Source organism: Methyloceanibacter sp., assembly GCF_049590335.1.
Lineage (GTDB): Bacteria > Pseudomonadota > Alphaproteobacteria > Rhizobiales > Methyloligellaceae > Methyloceanibacter.
Window position 1 is genome coordinate 1 of the sequence record NZ_JBAWCQ010000178.1, and the last position, 26213, is coordinate 26213.

Sequence of the window (26213 nt, forward strand, 5' to 3'; positions counted from 1 at the left end):
CTCGCACTCGATCCCGAGATCGTATTCCTAGATGAGCCCACGGCCGGTCTCGACCCGATTGGCGCCACAGAGTTCGATCACCTTATTCGCAAGCTGCAACAGACACTTGGGCTCACGGTCTATATGGTGACCCACGACCTTGATACGATCTTTACGGTATGTGACAGGGTGGCCGTCTTGGCGGACAAGAAAATTGTCCGGACCGGATCGCCCGCCGAGCTTCAAAGCAACCCCGACCATCCGTGGATTGAAGAGTATTTCTGTGGCGAACGCGCGCGCGCCGCGAGCCCCGCCGAGGAGCGGCGGGTGGTCGGCTGAGCGGTGCAAGGTTCTTTTTAAGAGGGTCCGATGGAAACTCGAGCCAACTACCTGATGATCGGCGGCTTTATCCTGGGCGCGCTCGCTTTCATCTTCATTTTCGTGTTCTGGATCACGAATATCGCCGGAGGCGGCAACCGCTATCAGATCGTCTTCGATAGCTCTGTGGCGGGGCTGACCGCCGGCTCTCGTGTCGGGTTCAATGGTATCAAGGTTGGCGAGGTCCAGTCGTTCCAGCTCGATCTGAAAGATGCGCGAAAAGTCCGTGTGGTGATCACTGTGAGCGACAATGTGCCAATCCGAGAAGATTCGCTGGCGACCATCAAGTCGATGGGGCTGGCCGGCGGCAGTGGTGTCGAGATCACGCCCGGCACGCCGACGTCGCCGCTGCTTGTCGCGACCGACGAAACTCCGGTTCCGACGATCGAGGCAGCACCCATGGCGGGTGCCGGCATCTTTGACGCAGCGCCGGCCGCGCTCAACACGGCCAATGCATTCATCAAGCGACTGGACGCGCTGATCGCCGCGAATGAGAAAGAGATCAGCGACACCATGACGAATGTCCAAGCGTTCACCACCATGCTGGAAGGGAAGAACGAAGAGATCGATCAGGCTATCGTGGACCTGCGCGCCGGCGCGGAGGACTTCAGGGGCATCAGTTCGAAACTCGACAAGAATCTGGACGAACTGACGCTCGAAGCGAAGAAGGGCATGCAGGACTTCAGCGCCGCGATGCGGCAGGCTCGCCGGACGGCCGCCACCATGGATCGCGTACTCAGGAAGTTCGAAGCCAACCCGACCAGTTTCATGTTTGGCGGATCTCGTGCTGGGCAGCCGCGCCGGTAAGAACGCCCCTGAAAGTCAGGTCTGCCCCCCCCGGTGAGGTAGGTCTACAACCAGCAACATAGATCCGCTCACGGCCGCGCTATCGGTTCGGACCTTCGACAGCGTGCTGCGCCACCGCCACAACAGATGCCGGAACGACAAAGCCCCCCTCGCTCCAGTACGGAGGAGGGGGGCTTTGTTTTGGGGGAGCCGGACCGGTGTAGGTTCGGCTCCTTGAGTTCTTGCCTCGGCGCTTGTGTTACCGGAGGCGGCCGCTCGCATGGGCGAGCAGGAGATACACGCGCCCGGTCTCGGACGTCAGGTAGTTCTGAAGCATGTTGCCGGCCGGATCGGACTGCTCCGCTTCAGCGAGCAACCGTTCGAAGTCCGCCACATAACGGTCGACCGTATTGCGGAACTCGGGGTCCCGATCGTAGCGGCCGGAAATCTCGTCGAACGTCGCTTGACCTTCATAAGTGTAGATGTGACGCCCAAGAACGCCCCGCTCGCCGGCCCGCATGCGATACCAGACCTCTGTGGCGGTCCTGATATCGATCGAGCGTGCAAGCTCGTCGATGCGAAGCTGGCCCGCGCCAGTGGAGGCATAACCGCCTCTGGGCTCGGCTTCCGCGGGAGCCCAGCTCTGTTGTTGCCCCTGGCTTCCTGAGAACTGAGGCGGCAAGCCGCCCGCTGCCTGGTCCAGGTCGGTCGCTTCTTGCCCGCCCGCAACCTGGCGGCCGTGGGCGTCGAAGCGCGGCATCGGCGGCAGGCTGTACTCTTCGGCCGGGCGCTGCTCCTCGGCGCTGGGCGTATAGGGTGCCGGCGCGGGCTGCTGGTACATCTCGGGGCTCAGAGCCAACGGCGGCGCACCCAGGGGATCGGCTGCCGGCGCCGCGGAGGCGACCACTGGGGCCGGACCAGGCGCAGGGTTCAGCGGAGCTGCCGCGAGGCTCGCGGCCTGCGACACGGTCTGAGTAGCAGCCTGTGTCGCCGCTTGGGTTGCCGCCTGTGTCGCGGCTTGGCTTGCAGCCTCCGATGCCGCTAGAGATGTGGCATCGGTTGCAGCCTGGCGCGCGGCTTCCTTTGCCGCCAGCGTGGCAGCCTGTGCCGCGGCCTGGGTTGCAGCCTCCGATGCCGCTCGAGACGCGGCATCGGTTGCAGCCTGGCGCGCGGCTTCCTTTGCCACCTGCGTGGCCGCCTGTGTCGCGGCTTGGTTTGCAGCCTCCGATGCCGCTAGAGAGGCGGCCTCGGTTGCAGCCTGGAGCGCGGCTTCCTTTGCCGCCAGCGTGGCAGCCTGTGTCGCGGCTTGGCTTGCAGCCTGTGTTGCAGCCTGTGTTGCAGCCTGGGAAGCGGCTTTTGTGAGGTTCGGCCCCATCGACTCGATTTCGCGAATCTGATCGTTGAGCGCCTTGCGGATCGCGGTCGTTGCCTGCGCCGTATGTTCCGGCATGGTGTCCAGCCGCGACTGCATGTTCTGGCGAAGCGAGTCGAGATCCCCGGCGGTCTTCTGCGCCGTCTCCCGCATGCCACGCGATGTGTTGTCGAACTGACCGCGGATCTGCTCCAGCTGGCGTCCCACCTGCGTGATGACCGTCTCGAAATTGCCCTTGAGGTCATTGACGGCACGCGACGTGTGGGCCTGAGCCTCTTCGCGGAGTTTTTCGATCTGACCCAGCGTCTGCTGTACCTGGCCACTCGTTTCGTGGCCCAAGGATGTCGTGATCTGCTTGGCGCGTTCCTCGGCCTGGGTGAGGGCGCTTTCCATGAGGCCAGAGTAGTTCCGCATCATGCCATCGAGTTCCTGCGCCTTGGTGTTGACCGTGTTGAGCAGTGAAATGATGGCCTGGTGGCGGCCCTCCAAGATCGAGTCAATCTTGGCGTTCGAGGAGTCGAGTGCCTTGGCCGCTGTGAGGATCGCCTGGCCCTGGCTCTCGAAGCGCTGGGTCAGCCCGTGGATCTGATCCAACAGACCGCGCGAGACGTCACGCAGCGTACCGGTCTGGTTGGTCAGGATGTTGACGGCCTCGGTGGACTGCGCCCCGACTTGCTCGGCGGTTTGCTGCATCATCTGCGAGTTGTTGGCCAGCACCTCGTTGAGCTGCATGGTCTGCGAGGAGAAGACCTGACCCACCATCCGTGTGTGCTCGCCAAGCATTTTGTCCGTTTCGGCGGTGTTCTGGCCGAACGTGGTCTCGATGACCTTCAGCCGCTCGGCGAGAGCGTTGATCACATACTGGGCACGCTCGTTCATGACCTTGTCGAACGACTGCGCTTGCTCCGTCACCGAAGCCTCCAAGCCCTTCGCTCGGTCGAGCAGGTTCTGCGTGAACGTGTCCGCATGGCCGGTAATCAGCTTGGTGAATGTGTCGGAGCGCTCCGCGAGCGTCTTGTCGAGGGCGATCGCGCCCTGGTTGACGGCGGACGTGAACTGCGCCGTGCGGTCGGCCAGCTTCTTGTCGACGACCGATGTCTGTTGCTCGACGGCAGCCGCAAGATCGGCGGTGCGGTCGGCCAGCGTCTTGTCGAAGTTGACCGCACCTTGCGCAACGACGCCGGTGAACGCGTCGGTCCGCTCGGCGATGGTCTCGCCAAGCTTGGCCGTGCCGGTGGCGACCGTGGCGCTCAAGGCCTCGGTGCGGTCGGCAAGAGTCTTTTCGAAGACCACCGCGCTTTCCGCGACCACGTTCGTCAATCCGTCCGTTTTGTCCTGAAGAGTCTGCTCCAAGGTGACGGCGCTTTCGGCCACGACGTTGGTAAAGGCCGCGGTGCGTTCGCTGAGCGACTGGTCCAATGTGACGGCGCTTTCGGCGATGACGGTGTTGAGCGTGTCCGTCCGGTCCGTCAGCATCTTGTCGAGGGTGACGGCGCTCTCCGCGGCCACATTCGTGAATGCCTGCGTATGATCGGTCAGCGTCTTGGACAGCGTGCCGGTCTTCTCCTCGAGGGTCGTTTCGAGGGCGACGGCGCCCTGAGCCACGAGGTTGGAGAGTTCGGTCGTCTTCTCGTTGAAGGTTTGCCCCAGCGCGACGGCGCTCTCGGCCGCCAGATTGGTGAAGGATTCGGTGTGCTCGCCCAATGTCTTGTCGAGAGTGACCACACTCTCCGCGATGACGCTTGTGAGCGCCTCAGTGCGTTCGGTCATCGTCGTGTCGAGCGTGACCGCACTCTGCGCGACGACATTCGTGAGCGCCTCGGTGCGTTCGGTCATCGTCTTGTCCAGGACGATCGCGCCTTCTGCCACGGTGGACTCCAGGCCCTTGATACGCTCAGAGAGCGAGGTCTGGAGCGCTTCTGTGCGGTCCTTCATGGTGTTGTCCAGAAGGGTCGTCTTTTCCGTCACGGTGGTTTCAAGCGAGGTCAGGTTCTTGGTCGCCGAGTCGATGATCTTGGTCAGTCGGCCCTGTTCCTTGGTCATGCGCTCGATGAGACCCGGCACCTGCTCGGAAATCTTCGTCTGTGCCTGCTGTACCTGCTCGGCGGCTTCGTTGGAGCGCGAGACCAGAAGTTCGGTCAGCTGCGTGCCCCGCTCCGTGAGCTTCTGGTCGATCGACCCGCTGGCGTTTGAGATATCGCGCGTAATCTGCGCGCCGACGCCCTTCAAAGCCTCGCTCACGCGCTGACTGTTGTTGGTGAGCGCGTCACGCTCAGTCGCCAGCTCGTTGATCAAGTTCCGGACGCGAAGCTCGTTCTCGCCATAAGAGCGCTCAAGCGCTGCGACTTCGTTGTGAACCATGGCCTCGAGCTCGGAGGCCCGGCCGATGGCGCGAGAGATGGCGTCGTTCATCGCCGCGACTTGGCGGCGGATGGTCTGGCCGACCGAGGCCACGGACTGCTCGGCAAGCTTGTCGGGCTCGGCCAGGCGCACGGCGACTTCGGTCATCGCGGATGCCATAAGCCGGAGCTCCTGGGCGCGCCAAACGAGGAGGGCCAGGAACCAGAAAATGACGATCGGGACGAGGATCGCGGCCGTTGAGGAAAGAATTGCGCTCGCAGTGCTGCTGGCATCGGAGATCACACCGAAGGCGAAGAAGCCGCCCAGGACGAACCAGACGACGGATGCAGCCAGCGCGAAGAGGAACGGCGTGCGAGCGGGCCGTTGCTGCAGCGCGAAAATCAGACCGCCGATGGACGGGATGTCGTCATTCGCGGGCGCCGACAGTCGGCGCTGTGGCGGCGGTCCGGCGGGGCGCCGCGTCCGGGCTAGATGCTTGGGCGAGGGCGCCGCGCTTGGGCCTTCTGGGGCCTCGCTGCCGCCCGCGTCCTCTTGTGGTGTCTTGAGGGGCAGAGCCTTCGCCTGAGGCTTGGATAGCTCCTTGAACTCGACCTTGGGCTCTTCGCGCTTCTGAGGCGCGTCGCCACGCGGCTCATCGCGACGCTGCTGTTCGGCCTTGAGCCTGTCTGCCAGCGAAGAACGCCGGGGCAGGGTCGGCGCATCGTCGGCCTCGTCTCCGGACGAGCCCCGCATCATCGCCTCAAGGGGCCCCTCGGCCTTGTCCTTCTCGTCGGTTGTTTCCTTTTCGGGAGCCGACTTCGCTTGTTCCTGCGCCATTACGCGTTCCTCGCACTTGATACTCAGAGTCGGGAAATTGTATGCCGTTCGACACAAAGTCCGCTACAAGCGGCGCCTTGCATCGGGGGAGGACCGCCTCTAGCCCGGTCTATCCTAACCGGAAGGTCCCCAACGCTTTTTCCCCCTCGTGTGAACATCGTTAACGAATTCTTAGCAATAAACAAAGCTGAATCGATTGCTTGGGTTAATGGTCCGTAACCCATTATAATGAAACAAAATTCTGTAGGCCAGTATGACGAATCGCCTATAGTTGGGCAAGCGCTGATCTTTGAGCGGATCAAACGAGCGTTGCGCCTGAGAAACATAAGTCGCTCAAATACAACAGAATGGCGGCGGTAGTCCGGCCTTGTCCTCTGGTCAGGGGCGACAACCGGTCCTGAAAAGATAATTCGAACGGAGGAAGACCATGGCAGGCGAGCAGATGCGACAGACCGGTTTTTCGGGGGCGCAAGCTGTCGGCGATGGCGACAAGGATGTTCCAGCCGCGCCCGTCGATATGGCACATCTTGCCCGTTACACGCTTGGCGATGAGGCGCTGGAACGCGAGGTTCTAGAGCTGTTCTGCACACAGTCCGTGTCGTATCTGGAGCAGCTCCGAGCGGCGACATCCCACAAGGATTGGAGTGATGCGGCCCATTCCCTGAAAGGCTCTGCCCGGGCCGTCGGGGCTTGGCGCACGGAGCGGGCGGCCGAACACATTGAGGAACTGTGGGAGTATATCCCCCTGGAGGCGCGTGCGGCGCGGGTCGATGAACTCGAAGCCTCGCTCCAAGAGGCGGCGGCTTTTGTGGCGGGCCTTGGTGATCGAAACCGCAAATAGCGCCCGACGCCTTCTTGTCGCATGGCTCTGGTGTCGTTAGATCAATTGCCCTATAGAGCACGGGCTGCGGGTGGGATTGTCCAATTCGCGCATGCTGCCGGGGGCGACAGAGACCGACGCCTGTAGCCCGGATCCCGAAATCGAACTTTGGTTTTGAAGCCCGCCAGTCCCATGGCCAGGATTACATTCATTCAGCCTGACGGAAGCCAGAACGCGGTCAACGCGGAGCCCGGCATGACCGTCATGGAAGCCGCGGTGAAGAACTCGGTGCGCGGGATTGCAGCCGAATGCGGCGGTGCCTGTTCTTGCGCGACATGCCATGTCTATGTGGAAGAGGCGTGGCGCCAGGCCACGGGGGAGCCCGAGGCCATGGAGGAGGACATGCTCGACTTTGCGTTCGACGTTCGTCCCGAGAGCCGGCTTTCTTGTCAGATCAAGGTGACCGAAGAGCTCGACGGGCTCATGGTCCGAATTCCAGAAAAACAATTCTGAGGCACTATGTCAGTCGACATCATCAAGACCGATGCGGTCATTATCGGCGCGGGGCCCGTGGGGCTCTTCGCAGTTTTTGAGCTTGGCTTGCTCGATGTGAAAGCTCATGTGATCGATATTCTCGACCGCCCAGGCGGTCAGTGTGCGGAGCTTTATCCCGAGAAGCCGATTTACGATATTCCGGCTGTTCCGATCGTGACGGGCCAGCAGCTCACCGATCAGCTGATGGAGCAGATCGAGCCGTTCGGAGCCGAATTTCACTTCAATGAGCGTGTCGATTCGATTGAAAAGATCGAGGGTGGCTTTCGCCTTGTGACCGATTACGGAACGCCGTTCGAATGCAAAGTCGTCGTGATCGCGGCCGGCGGCGGATCCTTCACGCCGAAGCGACCCCCGCTTCCCGCCATCGAGGACTACGAGGACAGGTCGGTGTTCTACTCGGTCCGCAAGATGGATGCCTTCAAAGACAAGGACGTTCTCATCGTCGGTGGCGGCGATTCCGCGCTCGACTGGACCTTGAACCTTCAGCCTGTCGCCAAGTCGCTGACATTGGTGCACCGGCGTTCGGAATTCCGCGCGGCGCCCGCCTCCGTGCAAAAGATGATGGATCTCGTCGACAGCGGCAATGTCTCCTTCAAGCTCGGCCAGGTCACCACGCTGCACGGCGACGACGGGCAGTTGACCGGAGTCACGGTCAAATCGCCGGACGGATCGACGTTTGAGCAGCCGACCGAGGTCATGCTGCCGTTCTTCGGCCTCACCATGAAGCTGGGTCCGGTCGCCAATTGGGGCCTCAATCTCGAAGAGAACCTTATTCCCGTCGACACGGAGAAATTCGAGACGAGCGAGAAGGGCATCTTCGCTATCGGCGATATCAATACCTATCCGGGCAAGCTGAAACTGATCCTGTCGGGCTTCCATGAGGGAGCCCTCATGGCGCAGGCCGTGCACCGGATCGTCTTTCCCGACAAGAAGCTGATTTTCCAATACACGACGTCGTCGTCGAACCTGCAGAAGAAGCTCGGGGTCAAATAAGGCCGCCGCGCCGGTGCATGCGGGACGTCGCTACGCCAGCGACCGGTAGACCGTGACGGAGTGCGGGCTGAGCAGTTTCAGCTTGAACTCATCGGTCTGCGAGGGCTCGATCCGGGCAAAGACGCCGCTCGCGTCGACTAGGTCCGTCGCCACGGGATCGACCAGGATGAGATAGAGTCGCCGCGGCTTCAGCCGGTAGGCCATCACGAGATTGTTCAGAACCTCGGCAAAGACCTCGCGCGCGAACGGATCGAAAAAGAAGTGGACGGATGCACCGTCCGGCGGCCCAACCTCAACCGCATCTACCAGCACGCATTCGACATTGCGGCAGCGCATCTTCGAGCGCGGATACTGCGCGATATTCATCCGCGCATTGTCGTGCAGTTCCGCGGCGAATTCGACGCCGGCGATTGCGGCGAAGGGATGCTCGGCGGCCAACAGCATGGCGCGCCCCTTGCCGGCGCCATAGTCGACGAAGGTGAATTTCGAGAAGTCCTCCTGGATTTGGTCGAGGGCCCAATCGAAGACCTTGCAGGGGACCGGGCGGTAGTCATGCCCGTACGCGCGGTTGGGAGTGGCAATCGTCAGAGTGGAAAGGGCTGCGGGCTCCTTTGTCGGCACGAAGAACAATTGTTCCCGTGTTGCATCGAAGACCCGTTCATGCAGCTTGCGCAGAAGACTTTGGTATTCGGCCTTGATCGTCTCTAGCCACATGCGGCTAGGAGAAGAGGCGGGAGGCGCGTCATTTGCGTTTCGAGCGGCGCCGTCATCGGGTTGCTGCGCCGGGGCAGGCGCCGCGGCGGCCTGGGCCGTCTTTGGGGCCGGCTGTGTTGCGGCTGCTTGGGCAGGGGATTGCGGCTGCGCCTGTGTCGCGGCCTTGTTCGCAATCTCAGCCATGCGTTTTGCGAGACGTCCTCGGATTGCGCTTCTGCTTGAGGCCACCTGATCCGCAGCCGAGTCTGCTGTCGTCCGTCCACTGACAGACGACGCATCGCCGGAAGCCGCTGCGGTGCGCTCTTGGGACGACGCGGCAGATGTGCGCACCGCAGGGTGTGAGCTACGGGTTGTGACCGTCATTGGCAGTGCCCCTCCTGCGCGAAGATTGGGCAGTGTGGTGTGCGACGCAAGCACTCATTAAGAATTTAGGTTAACGGCGCCCGTCCAAGTTGCCAAAGGAATATGGTATCCTCTTGATTCGCTGAGGAGACTCCGGCGCTCAGCCAGCATGAACCCAAGCGGCGGGGAGCTAAGCGTGCGGGCACAAGATTTGTACGATTCCATAAGGCCCGGCCTTGTTGCCATGTTGCCGAGGCTGAAACGTTTTGCCGATGTGCTCGGGGGTGGACGCGAGGCAGGCCGTGGTCTGTTGCGCCGCGCGCTGCAATACATGCTGGCCGAGCAGCATCTTTATCAGCGCGGCACTGCGCTCGATGTCTGGGCCTTCAGCGAGGTCTATCGGCAATGGCGGCACGAATTGAGCGGCCAAGCCGATCCGATGGCGCACATCAAGGTCGACGATGTAGATTTCGGCACGTTGTTCGACATCGAGAACGAGAGCTATCGCGACGAGCCAGTCATCGCCTTTCTGATGGGACTGCCGCCGCAACAGCGGCTGTCGCTTTTGCTCGTCTATGGCGATGGCTTCGAACATGAGGATGCTGGGAGGATCCTCGACGTTTCGGCAGAAATGATCGCCTCGCGTCTCATCCGTATGAGTGCTTCGCTGTCGGACCGGCTGAACGAGCGCCCGCCGGCTCAGGCCGCCGCCATTGTCGAAACCCTATATCCCGAGGGGCACAGAGCTTCACCATGACCGAACTCAGCGATGAACTCCTGGTGGCGTATGTTGATGGCCAGCTGGCAAGGAAACAGACCCGCGCAATCGACAAGGTTCTCGAGCAGGACGATGTGCTAGAGGCCCGTGTCACGGCCCTTAAGCATGCGCATGCCAGGCTCGAGGCGGCCTTCGAGGCAATCCTTGCAGGCGAGGAGGCCGAGATTTCAAAGGTAACGGTGCCGCCCCCGGATGACGGGTTCTGGGTTCCGTGGCGGACCTTCAAGATCGCCGCCGCCTCCACCGGGATCGTCTTGGCGCTGGGGCTCGCGGCACTCGGCTACGGCTGGCCGTTATCCCTGCCTGGCGCGGGCCCGGCGCCTGATATCGGGGTTGCGACTGGGGTGGGCTCAGGGCAAGGCACGGGCCCCGCATCCCAAGTCGACCTTGAGGTCGCGCCCAAACCCCAGATCGGTCCCTAGCGCGGCATCACAGCGTTCGGAAATCGCCTGAAAGATACCGGTTCAGCTCAGGGCGGATTTCATCGACACGCTCCCTCGTGCAGTAGCCGGTGTTCTGCTTGGCGTTTTCGGCCGTGGCTTCCAGCGAGTAGTCGTAGGCTCTCTGAATTTCCTGCATTCGCCTTGGATCCGCTCCGTAGGATTGTTCGAACGCGAGATAGCTTCCGCGCAAGCGAGCGGGGTCAAACACAAATCCGCATCGTGCCGCCCGTGCCGACGTCCAGCCAACGCGTGTTGGCCGGTCCATGGGATCGGCGCGCTTCTTCGTGAAGGACGCAATGCCCGTTGAGGCGCCGTCGTCATCGCCGCCACCGCCGAAGGAACTCATCGTGCCGCAGGCGCCGAGCGTAAAGAGGAGCGGGATGGCCGAGGCGGCCGCGACGAGCGGGCGGCAATGTTTCCAGAGATTCGTGCACATGACGGCACGATCTTATCGGCCGGGTGACTTGAGCAGAAGAGGAGAAAACACCGGCAGGATAGGGAAAACAGGGAGCGAAAACGCGGAAAGGCGGAGCTTTGTGGGCCCCGCCTCCCTGTTGCGTTGTCGAACCATCCGCCCGTTCGGACGTCTGGTCGGCGCCGCGGGACCTTTCGGCCCCTTGGCCACGGTTTTAGCTCAACGGTTTCCCACGAGCCAGCGCCGCGACCTGACCACGGCCCTTATTTATCGTCGCGTTGCTACGACGCGGCTCCCGCTTTGGCCAAGCTGGAACCTGTCAGCGGTGGGATCAGTGGCACGAAACACTCTGTCGGTTTCACCTCACGGTACTGCGGCGACACCGCCAGACCGTAGAATTTCGCGTCTACTTTTCCCGCCGCCTTCAGCCACCCACGGCATGGATGACCTCGGGCTTGCCTTGCCCTTACGAGCCCGCCGACCGTTTCCCGGGACCTTTGGATTTCTCCATCGGCCCCTTCCACAACCGGCCAATCCGCAAGATCAAGACTAAACGATCGGCTCCATGTTGCATCTGGTGCGTGCGGTTTTTCCCCGCAATCCACTGCGGTCAAATTAAAACTATTTGAATCAATGCTCTAACAATCCACAGGGAGACAGGTTGCCGCAGTAGGGGCTTGGCCGCTAAAAATCGCGCCATATCCGGCCGTGCCGCCGTTTTTCTGTCCCGGTCCTGGCCTTATGCTAGTGTCCCAGTAGAGGGATTTTTGAGCGTTATGTATCGAGTTGTGGCCAAGGCGTTTGCGTGTGGGGCGGCATCGCGCGAAGCGATGTTGGCTGCGTGGACGGCGTTTGCCGCGTTCGCATCGAGAACCTGGAAGTCGGCCGCGGCTTTGTCCGCCGAGTTGTATTCGGAGACTGCAGTCCGCGCGCGTTGGCTACGGGGACGGGCCTCACGCTTGCCGAGGCCCGTTGTCAGGCTCACCGTGGCAGGCACAGCCCTCGTCCTGACCCTTGCCGCGCTGGCCCTGCCGGACCGGAGCGATGACCGAATGCTGGCCTTGGTTGAGTTGGCGCTTGGCAGCGGTGCTGCGGCCACGGCCGGTAAGGCGGCAGATGAAATTCTCATCGAGTTCCCAGTGCAGACCGATGCGGCTGCGGTCCCAGAGTCCACAGAGCAAATGACCGCCGCGGTACCCGCAATGCCGCAGGCGGCCTCCGAAACACAAGCCAAGCAGCAGACTAAAGAGCCTAACCTGGCGGGCCTCGCCGAGATCCCCGAGGAGCTGATGGTCGATCAGCCCCAACCTAAGGAAGACAAGAATCGGCGTGCGGCGTCCTTCGCCGCCTTCTCCGCGGCGCGCGAAAAGCTTCCCTGGGGCGCCGTCGAGCCGGTCGCTTTCGCGCCGATGGGTCCCGGTCAGCAACAGAACCAACCCGGTGCGGTTTCATCTGCCGCCAGCCCGGCGCCGCATAAAATCTCGGGGGCCCAGATCGGCAAGTGGATGAAGGGCAAGGCGACAAAGATCAAAGGCGCCGAGCGTACGAAGCCGCTCTACCATTTCGTCATCTGGGTAGAGCCGCCCGAGGCGTTCCAAGGGCGTGTGTCGGGTGTGTCCTACGATTTCAGCTCGCCAGCCGTTCAGCCGCAGTCTCAAGCGTCCAGCGACCAGACGAGTGGCTTCAAGATCAACGCGGCCGGTTTGGCTTGCTCCGATGAGATTACGGTGACCTTGCGCTTCGACGACGGGCGCGTCGAGAAGACGAATATCGACGGGTGCAAACTATTCAATAAGGCGTAACGCGCCTTAACTGAGCCCGACGACTTCCGCCACCAATTCGCGAAAACGAGGGCGCGGCTGCTCGATATAGGGCAGGGGACGGCACACATCGATCGTGGCGATGCCGATCCGCGTCGTCAGCGCGCCGTTGAAAACGCCTTCGCCGAGCTTGCGGGACAGCCGCGCTGTCAGCCCATGCCCGACGAGCTGCTGGACGACATCGTCGCCGAGCGCGATCCCGCCGGTGAGCACGATATGCGTCACGACCATGCGGGCGAGCTTCATAAGCGACAACGTGCCCGGCCGTGCCCCGTACAGCGTCGCGAGCTTGCGCAGCATCCGCATGTTCTGCGCGGCGACGAACATCATATCGACAAGGGCATTGGGACTGATCGCGGTTACGACCGAGACGCGCTTAGCCGACGAGGCCACAATGGCGCGCGCGACCGGATCGAGTGGCGCCACCAGCGTCCGCTCGGAGAGCCGCAAGAGCTCTTCGGCGTCCATGATGTCGTGCTCGTGCTCGGCGAGCCGCTGCATGCCCCAGGCAAGGTCCTCGCGTCCGCGATAGAAGCGTTTCAGCCGCCGTGTCACGTCCACCGCGAGCGGCTTGTTGTTCTGACGGGCGGCGCTGTCCGCCTCGTGACGAATTTTATCCAAGCGGCCAAGGCGCATCAGGCCAACGAGTTCGCGCAAGATGATCATCAGAAGTGCGACCAACACGAGACCGAGCAACACGACCGCGACCCAGCCGATCCAGTCGTCGCGCGCGATCAGGGCCAGCACATAGTCGTAGAGCCAAAGCGATGCGAGCAGACCGATCAGTCCGCCGAGCGCGCCGAGGAAGATGCTGCCCCAGCGCAGGCCCCGCTCGAGCTTCGGCAGGCCAGTAACCTCTGCCTCCGTCTCTGGCTCATCGGGCAACGGCGCCAGCTTCGGTGGCATGACGATCTCGACATCCTCCACACGGAACGAGGCGGGCTTCCGGCGCGGCTTCTTGGCAGTCTGTGACTGGGCCTTGGTCATGCAAGACGGTCTCCGATGAGCGCCTGCATGGCGCGGTCCAGCCTGATGTTCGGGAATGGGGCGAAGCCGCCCGAGGGCAGGGCTTGCGGGTTCGGCGGCCGGAAGCGCAGGAAGCGCATGTCGGCGTCGTCCGTCTTCCAGCCCGACATGGCTTCCTCCGGGTCGGCCGGGAGGTCACCGGGAAAAATCGCGAAGGCCTCGGTCCCGTCGAAAGTGCGGCGGCCAATCTTTTCGCCCTTGAGCGGATAGCCGACAATGCAGGGCAGGGTTTCCCCACCCTTTTTGGCTTCGGCCTCGCGTGTGGCCCGCACCGCCGCCAGCGCCAGTACTTTGACGTCCGAGCCGCTATAGCTCGCCTTATCGATCGCGCTGGCGGTCAGGAGAGACAGGATCGCCTCGAGCCGGTCGTGGCTCTCGTGGTGCAAGCGATCCGCCTTTGTGGCGGCCAGCACGATGCGATCGATGCGCGGATAGAACAGGCTCGACCACAGACTGTTCGACCCGGTCCGGTAGCATTCCAGGATATCGCGCATGGCCCGCTCCAGATCGGTCATCGCCTCCGGTCCGCCGTTCAGCGCGGAGAGCACATCGATGAGGACGATCTGCCGGTCCAGCCGCACGAAATGGTCACGGAAGAAGGGGCGGATCACGTGGCGCTTATAGGCCTCGTAGCGCCGCTCCATCAGCGACCAGATGGTGTCGCGGGCGAAATCGGTCTGGGTGTTCGCATCGAGCGGCGCAAAGGTCAGCGCAGGCGAGCCCTCAAGGTCGCCCGGCATCAGAAATCGGCCGGGCGGGGTGGTCGACAAGGCATACTGATCGGCCCGCGTGCTGCGCAGATAGGACTTAAACAGATCGGACAGGGTCCCGGCCCGTGCCTCGTCGGCGGGGCCCGCCGGATCCGTCTCGCTCAGCGCCTCCTGCCAGGCCTTGGCATCCGGGTTCCGGCTCGCATCGTATGTGCGGGCCACCGCATCCCGCGACCAGTCCTCGTAAGACAGATCCATAAGGGGCAGGTCGAGCAGCCATTCGCCCGGATAGTCGACAATGTCGATATGCAGGCGTTCGCGCCCGAACTGACGCTTCCAGAATCTTGCCGACTCGTATTCGAGTGTGAGCCTGAGCTGGCTTATACGGCGTGTGCTTTCGGGCCAATTCGGCGGAGTCGCGGTGAGGTCGGCCAGGTGCTTCTCATACTCGAAGCGGGGAACGATCTCGTTTGGCTGCGGCTCGAGATAGGCGCGTAAGAGACGCCCCTCCGCCGCCGCGTCGAAGAAGGGCAGGCGGCCGCCGGACATCAAATTGTGAACGAGCGCGGTGATGAACACGGTCTTGCCGGACCGGGCCAAACCCGTCACGCCCAGCCGGATCGTCGGCGTAACAAGACCAGATGCATAATCGCCAAGATTGCGCACGGCGTCTCCGGCGGCATCGGTATAGGTGGAAAGTGGCACGCTTCGGCTCTGTCCTTTTCCTCGCTACCCACACCTCGCAAAGCACTTTGTGTCATCGGTCGCAGGATAAAACGCTCAGACCATGTGGTAGCGCGCACGACCGCACTGCACAACAAGTGTGCTGGCACTGATTACATCGCGCTTTGCTTGCGTGACGACAGCGCACATGTGCATGCGGCACCAATTTCGGTGTCTGTCAACAGTGAGTGCTGTCTTGACTTGGCGACTCGGTTCCGTAAATACGGGGCTGTCAGACGGGGGGTGCCGATACGGCGAGCGAACGTCGACGGCAGGTACCGAGCCAACAAAAACGGAACGTGTTTGGAATGTCTCTGATGGCGACTGCAAAGAAGACTAAGCCTCTCCCCGAGGATTACACTCCGTCCGAAGGCGAACCGTTCATGAACAATTCGCAACGGGCCTATTTCCGCCTGAAGCTCCTCAACTGGCGTGACGAGATTTTGCGCTCCACCAAGGAGACGCTGGAGCACCTGCAGAACGATTCCGAACAGCACGCCGACATTGCCGACCGTGCCACATCCGAGTCCGAGCGGGCTTTGGAGCTGCGGGCCCGCGACCGTCAGCGCAAGCTGATCTCCAAGATCGACGAAGCGCTGGCGCGCATCGACGACGGGACCTACGGCTATTGCGAAGAGACCGGCGAGCCCATCAGCCTCAAGCGGCTCGATGCACGTCCCATCGCCACTTTGAGCGTCGAAGCGCAGGAGCGGCACGAGCGCCGCGAGCGCGTCTACCGCGACGAGTAAAACCTTCACACTGCCGACAGAGGCTCTGCCACGGTCTCGAGCGACTTGCGCTCTGCATCTACGCCGTAGCGCGCGACGACTACCGCCGCCGCCAGCATCAATCCCGCCCCGAAGAGATAGCCGCCGAACAGGCTGAAGCGCGAACCGGTGTCGATCAGCGCGCCAAACAGAAACGGCGCGCCGATGCCGCCGATGCCTGTGCCCACCGCATAGAAGAAGGCGATGGCGAGCGCGCGGACCTCGAGCGGGAAGGTTTCGCTGACGGTGAGATAGGCCGAGCTCGCCGCTGCCGAGCCAAAAAAGAAGATTACGGTCCAGGCGAAGGTCTGCCACCCGGCGGAGAGTAGGCCGGCGGCGAAGAGCGCCCCGGCCAAGGCGAGCAGGAGGCCCGAGACCGCGTAGGTGAGCGCAATCATGGGGCGGCGCCCAATTGTGTCGAAGAGGCGTCCCAGCAGCAACGGACCCAGAAAGTTTCCGGCCGCGAAGGGGAGGAGGTACCAGCCCACGTGGCTTGCCTCGATCCCATAGAAGTCGGTCAGGACCAGCGCATAGGTGAAGAAGATCGCGTTGTAGAAGAAAGCCTGTGACGCCATGAGCGCGAGCCCGACAAACGTGCGCTGGCGGTGCACATGGAACAGCGCGTGCCAGACTTCGCGAAGCGGCGTGTGGCTCCGGGTCTGAATACGCATGATCGGGACGTCGCTATCGGGCACGTGATGGCCGTGATTGCGGTGATGGTCCTCGATCTGGTCGAGGATCTCGTGCGCTTCGTCCGCCCGGCCGTGAGTCATGAGCCATCGCGGCGACTCCGGAATCCACCGGCGCATGACGAGGATACCGAGGCCCAGCAACGAACCGATGAAGAAGGCCGCCCGCCAGCCAATATCCGGCGGCAGAAATGAGGGGTCGAGCAGAACGATCGATCCGGCCGCGCCCGCGCCGGCGCCGATCCAGAAACTGCCGTTGATGACAAGATCCGCATGCCCGCGATAGCGCGCCGGGATGAATTCCTGGATCGCCGAGGCAATGGCCGTGTACTCGCCGCCGATCCCGGCCCCGGTCAAAAAGCGAAACAGTGCGAAGCTGGCGAAGTTCCAGGAAAACGCAGTCGCGGCGGTGGCAACGAGATAAACGCCGAGGGTGATAACGAACAGCCGTTTGCGGCCGAGCCGGTCCGTGAGCCAGCCGAAAAGAACTGCGCCGAGCACGGCGCCGGCTAGGTAGAAGCTGGAGGCAAGGCCGACTTCCGCGTTGCTGAGCTGCAAGACGGGACTTTCTTTGAGCGCGCCCGCTACGGAGCCGGCGAGCGTCACTTCGAGGCCGTCCAGGACCCAGGTGATGCCCAGCGCAAGGACGATCAGCGTGTGAAAGCGTCCCCAGCGCAGGCGGTCGAGCCGTCCCGGTACGGACGTCTCTATGACGCCGTTATCCGGGCCCGCGCTCACGTCTTATCGGATGGGCCGGAGCCGCTTCCCCGAAGCGGCAGGATCGGGAAATCGAAATAGGTGTCCGGGAAGGGTTCGGGCTGGAAGGTGTAATGCCAGATCTCCTTCGGATAGTTCTGGAAGCCGTGGCGGCTCATCACCTTGAGAAGGAGTTGTCGATTGCGCTCCTCCTCGGGTGTCAGGCCCTTTGTGACCGTATTGGCTTTGACGTCGAAACAGTCGAAGCCGGTGCCAAGGGCCAGACTGTTGTCCGCTGGGTCGCCTTCCGTGCAGGGCTCCGGTTTGACGTGATCTGCCTCGGCGGGTGAGGGCGCTGAGCCGATCGGCACGATGGTGACGTCGAGCGTGGCTCCGCGCGAGTGGCCCGACCGGGTGGCGATATATTTCGGGAAAAGGTCGCTCTTGGACAGATTCGGATAGTGGGTCCGTTTTGCGTCTGGATCGTCGGGCTCCGTCGACCAGACGACGAATGCTGTCGCCGCCCGGGCGGGACGATAGCAATCGTAGACCTTGAGCGCGTATCCCATCGGCTTGATATCGGCCTGGGCGACCTTCAGGGCCTCTGCCGCTTCGCGGACCAAAATGCACTCTGGCGCGTCGTAGCCTGGGACGGGACCGCCGGTGAAGTTGTCGCTCCCCGCATAACGCATGTCCTGCTGGATCGTGGGATCAACATCGCGCAGATAGACGAAGCTGTTGGGCATGATGGTCTTGGGCGTGCCTGCAGCGCTCATCGATGCTCCTAGGAGGCTGCTGACAGCGGCCGCAGCGAGGAAGGCCCGGCCGAAATCGTGACAGATGGTCATGGCGCGAGCTTTTCAGCCGACTTTGACGGCGTCAATATGCACAAAAAACTCCCCGCTTGGGGGCGGGGAGTGGAGAGTTTTTGGGGGACTGACATGACTGGCATAGCCAGTCGGTGTCGGACCATTAGCAGGGAACTGCCGGCGTCCTCACGGTTGGCGAATAAAGTTACCGGCGTGGCTTAATTCGCTGGCCCTCAGGGGCCACCGCAAGACCGTGAGTTAACACTAGCCCAAGTCGGGGGCTACCTCAAGGAAAACCGTTGTTGCAAAACAGCAACAGTCAATACGAAATGTCGTCTTTAAGCTCGGTTTTGGCTCAATTTCGGTGCGGGCCGGGGCGCGGTTTTTGCGATCACCACGTAGCCATGTGGTGGCTGGGGCTGTGGCGGAAGGGCTTTGATTCCCGTCTCGACGACTAGATCGACCGGCCCTCCGATGATCAGGAGATGTTCGACATCGTCGCGCCGGACGAGGCAGAGCTTGCGGTTGGCGTCAACGGGGGCGGTCTCGACCACGGCCAGGCGTTTTTCGCGTCCTTTCCTTGCTGGGTCCATATCAGCCCCCCCCAAAGACGGCCTTGAACGCCCAAACCGTAAGCACAAGCAGAGCGACGACAAAAAGAAGTGCTGCAATGCCAAGAATGGCCGTGCTGAGGTCGAAATCCATGGCAAACGCTCCCTACGCAAGCCAAACTTTACCTCACCTTAGCCGGAGCGCCGCATGTTGAAACCAAGGGACTTCCGTGAGACCGAATTAGGACTTGGCCTTTGTGACAATCTCCGGTCAAGTCAATTCGAATCGGGTACTTTCGCAAACCATGTCGGATATTGATGCGCCGATGCGATACGCTGAACCTATTACGGACCGCACCAATCGGGATGGCAGTGTCGGGCTCGTCGTCCTTTTGGCCCTGGCCCTGGCCGTCGCCGCGGTCGGTCTGGCGATGGTCAGCCGCGAAGTCGCCGAGCCCTTCGTGTTGGCGATCCTCGCGGCCCTCGCCGTTGTCGGCGTATTCTGCCTCTTCGCCGGTGCGGTCGGCATCCTCTATTTTGGTCAGCGGCACGAGCGCAACGACCTGACGAAGGCCTTTGTCGACAATCTGCCTCACGGTGCTCTTATAAGCGACGCAACAGGCCGCGTGTTTTACGCGAACAACGCCTATCGCGACCTTCTCGGTCTCGATCCCGAGGCTTCTGTGCCGCCACCCGACCGCGCGTTCGGCGGCAATCCTTATTTGGCGGAACCGATCTTCCGGCTGGCCCGCGCGGCGCAGCAGGGGCGGACGCTCAAGGAAGAGTTTCGCTTGCCGCCGCCCGGCGAGGTTGACGACGAGTCCGCGATCGAGCCCCGCTGGTTCCGGATTTCGGTCCAGCCCATGCCGCCGGATCCGGGCTCGGGCCGGAAAGGCCAGCTGACCGTTTGGCAAGTCGATGAGGTCACATTGGACCGCGTGCGCGAGGAAATGAGCTTCGCGAAGGTCCAGGCGGCGATCGACTATCTCGACAACGCGCCCGCGGGCTTCTTCACGGCCGACGCGGACGGCCGTATCGAATATCTGAATGCGACCTTGGCGCAGTGGCTCAAGCTCGACCTGACCGAGATTGCGGCGAAGCAGCTGGAGCTGTCGCAAATCATGTCCCAGGACAATGCTGCGCTGCTTGCTGGCGCGGGCCGTGGCGAAAGCCAGGAGGCACGTCAAGGAACAAGTCAGGGCAGCGTCCGGCGTTTCGATCTCGATCTTCTGAGGACTGACGGCACGACGATGCCGGTCCGCGTGCTGCACCGTCTGCCGCGCGGCAACCAGTTCGCCCTCGTCCTGATTCTCAATCGGGGTCCGGGGAAGGCGCAGGAGGCTGGTACGGCCGAACTGCGCTCCACCCGCATGTTCCAATCCTCCCCCTTTGGTATCGCCACCGTGGACTCAGATGGCGCCGTCAGCCAGACCAACGCGGCGTTTTCGCGGATGTTCGGTGCTGCCGCGGATGCCGACCGCGGGAAGACAAAACTGGAAGCTCTCGTGGACGAGGGGAACCGGCAGGACTTGCGCAAGGCGCTCGACGCGGCCCTTGCAGGCCAAGGGATGATCGAGCCGATCGACGTGACCTTTGCCGGTCCCGAACCGCGCAGCGGTCGCATCTATCTGAGTTCTGTCGCCGATGAAAACGACAAGAGCGAAGTGGCGATCGCTTACGCGCTGGATACGACCGAGCAGCAGGAACTCGAAGTTCAGTTTGCGCAAAGCCAGAAGATGCAGGCGGTGGGTCAACTCGCCGGCGGCATCGCGCACGACTTCAACAACATGCTGACGGCGATCATCGGGTTTTCAGACTTCCTGCTCCTGAATCACCGGCCCACGGACCCGGCCTTTCAGGACATCATGAATATCAAGCAGAATGCAAACCGTGCCGCCGGGCTCGTTCGGCAGTTGCTCGCGTTCTCGCGCCAGCAGACGCTGCGGCCGCAAGTTCTGCAACTTGGCGATGTTCTCTCCGAGCTGTCCATTCTGCTCGATCGGCTGCTGGGCGAAAATGTCGAACTCAGTCTCGATACGGCAGGCGATCTCTGGCCGGTCAAGGCGGATCTGCATCAATTCGAGCAGGTGATCGTCAATCTCGCCGTGAATGCGCGCGACGCCATGCCCGGCGGCGGCAAGCTCTCTATCCGGACCGCGAACCTGACCGAGGCGGAGTCGCGCGAGGTTGGCGGTAGCCACATGCCGGCGGGCGAATATGTGATGATCGAGGTCCGCGACACCGGCACCGGCATGACCAAGGAGATCAAACAGAAAATCTTCGAGCCGTTCTTCTCCACCAAGGAGATCGGCCGCGGCACGGGCCTCGGGCTCTCCACCGTCTATGGCATTATCAAGCAAACGGGCGGCTATGTGTACGTCGACAGCGAGCTGGGTGAAGGCACGGCGATGCGCGTCTTCCTGCCCCGTTACGAGGAAGGCTCGGCCGAGGTCGATCAGGAGCCGGCCAAGCTGGAGCGCAAGCCCGAGAGGCCGAAAGACCTCACGGGGAGCGGCACGCTGTTGTTGGTCGAGGACGAGGACGCCGTGCGCAGCTTCGCGGCCCGCGCGCTCGGGACCCGTGGCTACGAAGTGCTGCAGGCCTCGACCGGCGCCGAGGCGCTCGAAGTGTTCGAGGAGCACGAAGGCAAGGTCGATCTCGTCGTGAGCGATGTGGTGATGCCGGAAATGGATGGCCCCACTCTGCTGAAGGAATTGCGCAAAAAGGTCCCGGATATGAAGTTCGTCTTCATGTCGGGCTACGCGGAGGATGCGTTCAAGCGCAATCTGGACGAGAACGAGACATTCACGTTCTTGCAGAAGCCCTTCGATCTCAAAACGCTTGCGGCAACGGTGAAGTCGGCGCTCGAGGGCTGACCGGCGCGGACCGCCGATGGCTCCGATCTGACCGGGCTCCTCAAAGCGACTTCCCTTGTGCCCAAAGGGGCTTCCCTTGCGCCTCAATCGCGTCTAGGACGCCCCTGGTCTTCGCAATCAGGAGTAAACTTCGCGTGCCAGACTACGAGGTCCTGCCGCCCGCAGAGGATGGCAGCAAGCGCCGCAAGCGGCATAAGAAGAAAAAGATGGGGCTCACGGTCGAGCGCTATGGCGGCCGGCTAGTCTATATTTGGTTCGGCATGCGCTTCATGACGTTGATGCGGCTATTCTGGCGCGGCCGCTTCGCCTCCACGCTGAATTGCATCCCGGACACGCTGGCATTGTTCCTCTGGGTGCCGTTGAATACGCCGCTCGCCTGGATCACCGAGGCCCTCTACAAGCGCAAGGCCGAACAGCTTCCGCTCGATCAGCCGCCGATATTCGTGGTCGGCCATTGGCGCAGCGGCACCACCTTCCTCCACGATCTTTTCGCCGAGGATCCGAACCTCGCCTTCCCCACGACCTATGAGTGCTTCTTCCCACATCATTTCCTGTTGACGGAGGGCGTGCTCGATCACGTCTTCAAAGTGCTTCTTCCCAAGCACCGCCCGCAAGACGATGTCCCGGTAGGCTTCGATCGGCCCCAGGAAGAAGAGTTCGCCATGGTCATGTTCGGCCAAGGCTCACCCTTGAACACGATGGCCTGGCCCCGGCGCGGACCTGTTGACACCGACTATCTCGACTTCGACGGCGTGCCCGAGAAGAAGGTGCGGCGTTGGGCCGACAGATATATGTGGTTCTACCGGCGGCTGATGCTGAAGCATGGCAAGACGCTGGTGATGAAGACACCGCCTAACGCTACTCGGATCAAGCTGCTGACCAAGCTCTTTCCCGATGCGCGCTGGGTGCACATCTCGCGCAATCCGCTCAAAGTGTTCCCCTCGACGGTCAAGCTGTGGCGCGCACTGTATTCGGCGCAAGGCCTGCACAATCCGCCTTATTGCGATTCTTGGCTCGACGACTACGTGCTTGAAATTTTGGAGCGCTTCACGAGAGTCTACGAGCGGGACAAGCACCTGATCCGCGAAGAAAACCTCTTCGAGATCCGCTACGAGGATCTTGTGAAGGACCCCATTGGCGCGATGCGGGATATCTACGGGAAGCTCCGCATCGACAAGTTCGACGAGGCGGAAGGACCGATGCGTGCGACGCTTGACGATCGCGCCGACCACAAGGTCTCCACCTACAAGATGCCGAAGGACCTGACCCAGCGCATTGCCGCTCGCCTGAAGCCCTTCATCGACACACATGGCTATCGCGAGGCTGTAGCCGCGGCGATCGCCGAAGCGGAAGCGGATGCAAAGAGGGAAGCGCAGACGAAGGTCTCGAAAAAGGCCCAAAGCTGACCTTGTGGGCCGCTAATTTCTGCGGTGATATTGAATTTTGTTTCAGCGCCACGGGAATTTGTCACGGATTTGAACCAATCGGCCAGAGAACTGCCGACTTCTCGGGATCGGAAAGAGGCTGCCACATCGATCTCGTCGTTGGTGATCAGCCCGAGCCCTTCGTTCGACGCAAAGCCAAGCGACATTGGCCTCAACACCCCCGGCACTACGGCGACATCGTAGAGCTTGCCAATGGCGCCATCGATGCGGAACCAGTGCGCGTCCGAGCCCGTCTCCAAATCGATGACCTGAATACCGCACCCGCGTTCCGAATCCGCATCCGCGAGCGTCTTGTCGAGGGCCAGCCTTTCCAAACGCTCGTAGCGCGGTTTGGAGAGGCCGACAAAGGCGTATTTGCCGTGAAAGCCGAGTCCGCGCACGAAGCCCGGGCAGAACGCCACCACGTGGAGTTTGGCGTTGACGGCCTTGACAGTCGGCTCGACCCAGCATAGCTCGCCTGTCCCTGAATTCAGGACATAGAGCTTGCCGTCATACATGCGCGGTGAGTGCGGCATGGATAACCTGCCGATCACGATTTCGCGCCGTGGCCACGTCGGTAATAATGCCACCGTCATATCGCCGGCCGCGCCAGACATCGATCGTGTCGGACTTGCTGGCTGCGGTAACATAGCGCGGCACGCAATCCTCCATGGCCATGCCGTTCAGATTGCAACGGTCTTCCTTGACAATCTTCGAAATAAAGGGCGGCTTCCAGAGCGGTGTAAAACTGTGACACTCCGAGGGCGTCGCTAGGCAATTGAAGAGCGTGTTGACGAAAACGATCCGTCCGTCCTTAAGGAGGCCCACATCGTGCGCGTCCAACTCCCCGGTGACGAAAAGCTCCCGCGGCACGTAGCAGCTATCGCACAGATTGTTGATCTGCTGATCGGCCCCCAGAACGTTCTAGAAGCGGATGATCTGAAACAACGTCGCCAGCAGAGGCGTGTCTTGGTCGGGGACGGCAATGCCCGTGGCCTTACGGAAGAAGCGCTCGTCGACAAGCAATCCGCCGTCTGTATTCTGACCTTGCAGGTAGAAGTTGCCGGACTGATAGGACGAGATGCCGAGCCCATTGCCGGTCTCGCCTATGTCTCGGTCGAGTCGGGTAGTTTCCGAGAACGCGGCGGCGCGCAAGCGAGCTTGCGTGGCGGAGGCATGTCCCAGAATGTGGGCTACACCACCTTGGGTCTGCGGGCGATGAAGACCATGATGTGGGGTTCGATGCAAGTGATCCCGCATGTGGAATCGGCTTGGCTTGATGCCTTCAACGATTTGACGCCGAATGCGTCGGTCACCTTCGCGACCACCGGCATCGGTTTTTGCATCGACGGTGTATCGCTCGCCGAAGACAGCGCGGTGCTGGATGCAGGTGTGGACTTCTCCTTGTGCGAACGCCCGACCACAGGCGCGTACTACACCGACCAGTATGCGGACAGTGTGCCCGACAATGCCGTCAAAGGCGGCCTGACCTGGCTCTTCAACAAGGTATAACTCTTCAACGCCGCCGGACGCGCTGTGCCAAAGAAAAATGCGCCGCCCGAGGGGCAGCGCATTCTGTCGAACGAAATCGAGTCTGACCCGAGATCTAGACTGCGTCCTTGGCGGCCTTAACCGGACGCGCCTTGATGACCTTGCGCGCGGGCTTAGCCTTGAAGACGGTCGGTTCCTTGGTGAAAGGGTTGATACCTTTGCGGGCCCGGACTGCGGGTTTCTTGACCACGACGAACTTGGCGAAGCCCGGCAGCATGAATTCGCCGGTCTTCTTCATTTCCTTGTAACCGACCGTCGCCATGGCCTCGAGAACGTCCTTCACGTCCTTCTTCGTCATGTCGAGCTGATCGGCAATCGTTTGGATGAGTGCGGTTTTTGTCATCATTGTGTAGCGCTCCTAAGAGTAGGACGGGCTGGAAAACTGCGGTTCTATCGAACCGTCTTCGCCGTCCGAGCCTGTACCGGCTCTTCATACCCTATGAGGGATGGCCGATTCGCGCGGCTTTGTCTGCATTTATGGGAAGGATGCTGTTGGTATCTTGACCCGCGAATTATAGGATCAAATGCGTTTTCACGTCCCAACCGGCGTATCTTTCGAGCGGGGCTCGGACTCCGTCGCGGCTTCTTGTGCCGTCTGAGCGCGTGCCGCGATGTCCCATACCGCAATGAATAGGGCCGCGATCAAGGGACCCACCACCAATCCATTGAGGCCGAGCATGGCTATGCCGCCCAGCGTCGAGATCAAGACGACGTAGTCAGGCAGAGCGGTATCCTTTCCCACGAGATAGGGGCGCAGCAGATTATCCACGAGGCCGATTACGCCCGCGCCGAACGCCATGAGAATGAGGCCATTACCGATCGCACCGGTGGCGATGAGATAGACGGCGACCGGAAACCAAACGATCGACGCGCCCACCGCCGGCAAAAGCGACAGGAAGGCCATGACCACGCCCCACAGAACGGGCGCGTGGATCCCGAGAGCCCAGAAAATCATGCCGCCGAGAACGCCCTGCACGATGGCCACCAGGATCGTGCCCTTGACCATGGCGCGCACGACCACGGCGATCTTGTCAAATAGCGCGTCTTTATATTCACCCGCGAGCGGCACCGCATGGATAATTTTCTGGGAGAGCTTGCCGCCGTCGCGCAGCAGGAAAAACAAGAGGTAGAGCATGATCGACACGCTCAATAGGGCATTGGCCGTCCCTTGCCCGACCAGCACCGCCTGGGTGGCGAAAAACTGGCTGCCTTCGGCCAGGAGCGCGATGATGCGCGCCTGCATGTCGGCCACGTCCGTGACCCCGAATTTGGCGAGGAAATTGGTTGCCCAGCTCGGCAGGGCATTGAGAAAACGCTGGAGGAACGCACCGAGATTGAGATCCCCCGACTGGATGTTCGAATAGATCGTGGTCGCCTCACTGACAATCGAGGCGCCGGTCACCGCCACGGGAATCAGCACGATCCCGAAGATGCATAGAAGCGTGAGAAACGCGGCGATACTCGATTTGCCAGGGAGGCGGCCGTTGAACCAGCGCTGCACCGGCGAAAACACCAAGGCCAGGATCACGGCCCACAGGACGGCGCTGTAAAATGGCAGCAGAATCGCGGCAAAGGCCAGCGACACCGCCACGAGCAACAAAAGAAACATCTTGTCCTGCAGGGCGCCTCTTTGGGGTTTGCTGCTCATGCGCGGGGGCTCCATCCTTGGATATTCGCTCGATCATAGTGATTCATGGACGCGCACGAAGCGCTTTTCAGGACCGGGTCCCCATACCACAGCGCCATCAACAGCCGATAACACCCGCCCGGAACGAAAAGAACATCTTGCGAACATAGAACAAAGCAAGTACATTGCCCT

23 protein-coding genes and 1 pseudogene are annotated in these 26213 nt (G+C 61.8%); 12 read left to right on the top strand and 12 right to left on the bottom strand.

Annotated elements, in window-relative coordinates; genetic code table 11:
- A pseudogene (locus WBQ77_RS12740) lies at nt 1–318 on the top strand (ABC transporter ATP-binding protein); the annotation flags it as partial.
- 30 nt (nt 319–348) lie between these two features.
- Nucleotides 349–1164 carry an MlaD family protein gene (locus tag WBQ77_RS12745; protein WP_424045396.1) on the top strand — a complete coding sequence of 272 codons (816 nt, stop codon included), beginning with the start codon at nt 349–351 and terminating at the stop codon, nt 1162–1164.
- Between the two features lie 238 nt (nt 1165–1402).
- Here WBQ77_RS12745 and WBQ77_RS12750 read toward each other — a convergent pair whose 3' ends face one another.
- Nucleotides 1403–5692, bottom strand: coding sequence for a hypothetical protein (locus tag WBQ77_RS12750; RefSeq protein WP_424060518.1), 4290 nt, complete (start codon nt 5690–5692; stop codon nt 1403–1405).
- Nucleotides 5693–6119: 427 nt separating this feature from the next.
- Between WBQ77_RS12750 and WBQ77_RS12755 the strand changes: the two genes are divergently transcribed.
- The 3 genes from WBQ77_RS12755 to WBQ77_RS12765 all read left to right on the top strand — a co-directional run bounded on the left by WBQ77_RS12755 (nt 6120) and on the right by WBQ77_RS12765 (nt 8060).
- Nucleotides 6120–6533: an Hpt domain-containing protein gene (locus WBQ77_RS12755; RefSeq protein ID WP_424042725.1), complete on the top strand. Its 414-nt coding sequence runs from the start codon at nt 6120–6122 to the stop codon at nt 6531–6533.
- 171 nt (nt 6534–6704) lie between these two features.
- On the top strand, nt 6705–7025 hold the full coding sequence (locus WBQ77_RS12760) for a 2Fe-2S iron-sulfur cluster-binding protein (RefSeq protein WP_424042726.1): 321 nt from the start codon (nt 6705–6707) through the stop codon (nt 7023–7025).
- A 6-nt stretch (nt 7026–7031) separates the two neighbouring features.
- Nucleotides 7032–8060: an NAD(P)/FAD-dependent oxidoreductase gene (locus WBQ77_RS12765; protein ID WP_424060519.1), complete on the top strand. Its 1029-nt coding sequence runs from the start codon at nt 7032–7034 to the stop codon at nt 8058–8060.
- 30 nt (nt 8061–8090) lie between these two features.
- Here WBQ77_RS12765 and WBQ77_RS12770 read toward each other — a convergent pair whose 3' ends face one another.
- Nucleotides 8091–8957: a class I SAM-dependent methyltransferase gene (locus tag WBQ77_RS12770; RefSeq protein WP_424042728.1), complete on the bottom strand. Its 867-nt coding sequence runs from the start codon at nt 8955–8957 to the stop codon at nt 8091–8093.
- A gap of 355 nt (nt 8958–9312) precedes the next feature.
- Between WBQ77_RS12770 and WBQ77_RS12775 the strand changes: the two genes are divergently transcribed.
- Nucleotides 9313–9873: a sigma factor-like helix-turn-helix DNA-binding protein gene (locus WBQ77_RS12775; RefSeq protein WP_424042729.1), complete on the top strand. Its 561-nt coding sequence runs from the start codon at nt 9313–9315 to the stop codon at nt 9871–9873.
- Nucleotides 9870–10316: an anti-sigma factor family protein gene (locus tag WBQ77_RS12780; protein ID WP_424042730.1), complete on the top strand. Its 447-nt coding sequence runs from the start codon at nt 9870–9872 to the stop codon at nt 10314–10316. Before WBQ77_RS12775 ends, WBQ77_RS12780 begins: the two co-directional genes overlap by 4 nt.
- Before the next feature lie 7 nt (nt 10317–10323).
- Here the strand turns inward: WBQ77_RS12780 and WBQ77_RS12785 are convergent, their stop codons facing one another.
- Complete coding sequence (locus WBQ77_RS12785; RefSeq protein WP_424042731.1) at nt 10324–10773, bottom strand: hypothetical protein; 450 nt, start codon at nt 10771–10773, stop codon at nt 10324–10326.
- 938 nt (nt 10774–11711) lie between these two features.
- On the opposite strand from WBQ77_RS12785, the gene WBQ77_RS12790 reads away from it, so the two are divergent.
- The gene (locus tag WBQ77_RS12790) at nt 11712–12554 is read left to right on the top strand and encodes a hypothetical protein (RefSeq protein ID WP_424042732.1); all 843 of its coding nucleotides are present in this window, start codon (nt 11712–11714) and stop codon (nt 12552–12554) included.
- A 6-nt stretch (nt 12555–12560) separates the two neighbouring features.
- Here WBQ77_RS12790 and WBQ77_RS12795 read toward each other — a convergent pair whose 3' ends face one another.
- The gene (locus tag WBQ77_RS12795) at nt 12561–13559 is read right to left on the bottom strand and encodes a YcjF family protein (RefSeq protein ID WP_424042733.1); all 999 of its coding nucleotides are present in this window, start codon (nt 13557–13559) and stop codon (nt 12561–12563) included.
- Complete coding sequence (locus WBQ77_RS12800) at nt 13556–15013, bottom strand: YcjX family protein (protein ID WP_424060520.1); 1458 nt, start codon at nt 15011–15013, stop codon at nt 13556–13558. The genes WBQ77_RS12795 and WBQ77_RS12800 overlap by 4 nt, the downstream gene beginning before the upstream one ends.
- A 335-nt stretch (nt 15014–15348) precedes the next feature.
- Here WBQ77_RS12800 and dksA point away from each other — a divergent pair, with 335 nt between their 5' ends.
- Nucleotides 15349–15780 carry an RNA polymerase-binding protein DksA gene (dksA, locus tag WBQ77_RS12805; protein WP_424060521.1) on the top strand — a complete coding sequence of 144 codons (432 nt, stop codon included), beginning with the start codon at nt 15349–15351 and terminating at the stop codon, nt 15778–15780.
- Nucleotides 15781–15785: 5 nt separating this feature from the next.
- On the opposite strand, the gene WBQ77_RS12810 is transcribed toward dksA, so the two are convergent.
- The 3 genes from WBQ77_RS12810 to WBQ77_RS12820 form a co-directional block, all read right to left on the bottom strand.
- Nucleotides 15786–17225, bottom strand: coding sequence for an MFS transporter (locus WBQ77_RS12810; protein ID WP_424042736.1), 1440 nt, complete (start codon nt 17223–17225; stop codon nt 15786–15788).
- Entirely contained in the window at nt 17222–18031 is an 810-nt protein-coding gene (locus WBQ77_RS12815; RefSeq protein ID WP_424060522.1) for a M15 family metallopeptidase, read from the bottom strand. The genes WBQ77_RS12810 and WBQ77_RS12815 overlap by 4 nt, the downstream gene beginning before the upstream one ends.
- 299 nt (nt 18032–18330) lie before the next feature.
- Nucleotides 18331–18585, bottom strand: a complete 255-nt coding sequence (locus WBQ77_RS12820; RefSeq protein WP_424060523.1) for a hypothetical protein — start codon at nt 18583–18585, stop codon at nt 18331–18333.
- A 284-nt stretch (nt 18586–18869) separates the two neighbouring features.
- Here WBQ77_RS12820 and cckA point away from each other — a divergent pair, with 284 nt between their 5' ends.
- Together cckA and WBQ77_RS12830 are read left to right on the top strand one after the other, a co-directional pair.
- A complete protein-coding gene (gene cckA, locus WBQ77_RS12825) occupies nt 18870–21419 on the top strand; it encodes a cell cycle histidine kinase CckA (RefSeq protein ID WP_424060524.1) in 2550 nt (849 codons plus the stop codon).
- Nucleotides 21420–21553: 134 nt separating this feature from the next.
- Complete coding sequence (locus tag WBQ77_RS12830) at nt 21554–22825, top strand: sulfotransferase family protein (protein ID WP_424042170.1); 1272 nt, start codon at nt 21554–21556, stop codon at nt 22823–22825.
- On the opposite strand, the gene WBQ77_RS12835 is transcribed toward WBQ77_RS12830, so the two are convergent.
- Together WBQ77_RS12835 and WBQ77_RS12840 are read right to left on the bottom strand one after the other, a co-directional pair.
- Entirely contained in the window at nt 22732–23379 is a 648-nt protein-coding gene (locus tag WBQ77_RS12835) for a DUF4915 domain-containing protein (RefSeq protein WP_424060525.1), read from the bottom strand. The two genes, WBQ77_RS12830 and WBQ77_RS12835, sit on opposite strands and share 94 nt — an antisense overlap.
- A complete protein-coding gene (locus WBQ77_RS12840) occupies nt 23354–23716 on the bottom strand; it encodes a DUF4915 domain-containing protein (RefSeq protein WP_424060526.1) in 363 nt (120 codons plus the stop codon). Before WBQ77_RS12840 ends, WBQ77_RS12835 begins: the two co-directional genes overlap by 26 nt.
- Between WBQ77_RS12840 and WBQ77_RS12845 the strand changes: the two genes are divergently transcribed.
- Nucleotides 23675–24355, top strand: coding sequence for an autotransporter outer membrane beta-barrel domain-containing protein (locus WBQ77_RS12845; RefSeq protein WP_424060527.1), 681 nt, complete (start codon nt 23675–23677; stop codon nt 24353–24355). The two genes, WBQ77_RS12840 and WBQ77_RS12845, sit on opposite strands and share 42 nt — an antisense overlap.
- Nucleotides 24356–24449: 94 nt before the next feature.
- Here the strand turns inward: WBQ77_RS12845 and WBQ77_RS12850 are convergent, their stop codons facing one another.
- Both WBQ77_RS12850 and WBQ77_RS12855 read right to left on the bottom strand, forming a co-directional pair.
- Complete coding sequence (locus tag WBQ77_RS12850; protein ID WP_424042176.1) at nt 24450–24737, bottom strand: HU family DNA-binding protein; 288 nt, start codon at nt 24735–24737, stop codon at nt 24450–24452.
- Between the two features lie 189 nt (nt 24738–24926).
- Nucleotides 24927–26042: an AI-2E family transporter gene (locus WBQ77_RS12855; RefSeq protein ID WP_424060528.1), complete on the bottom strand. Its 1116-nt coding sequence runs from the start codon at nt 26040–26042 to the stop codon at nt 24927–24929.
- Nucleotides 26043–26213: the final 171 nt, after the last annotated feature.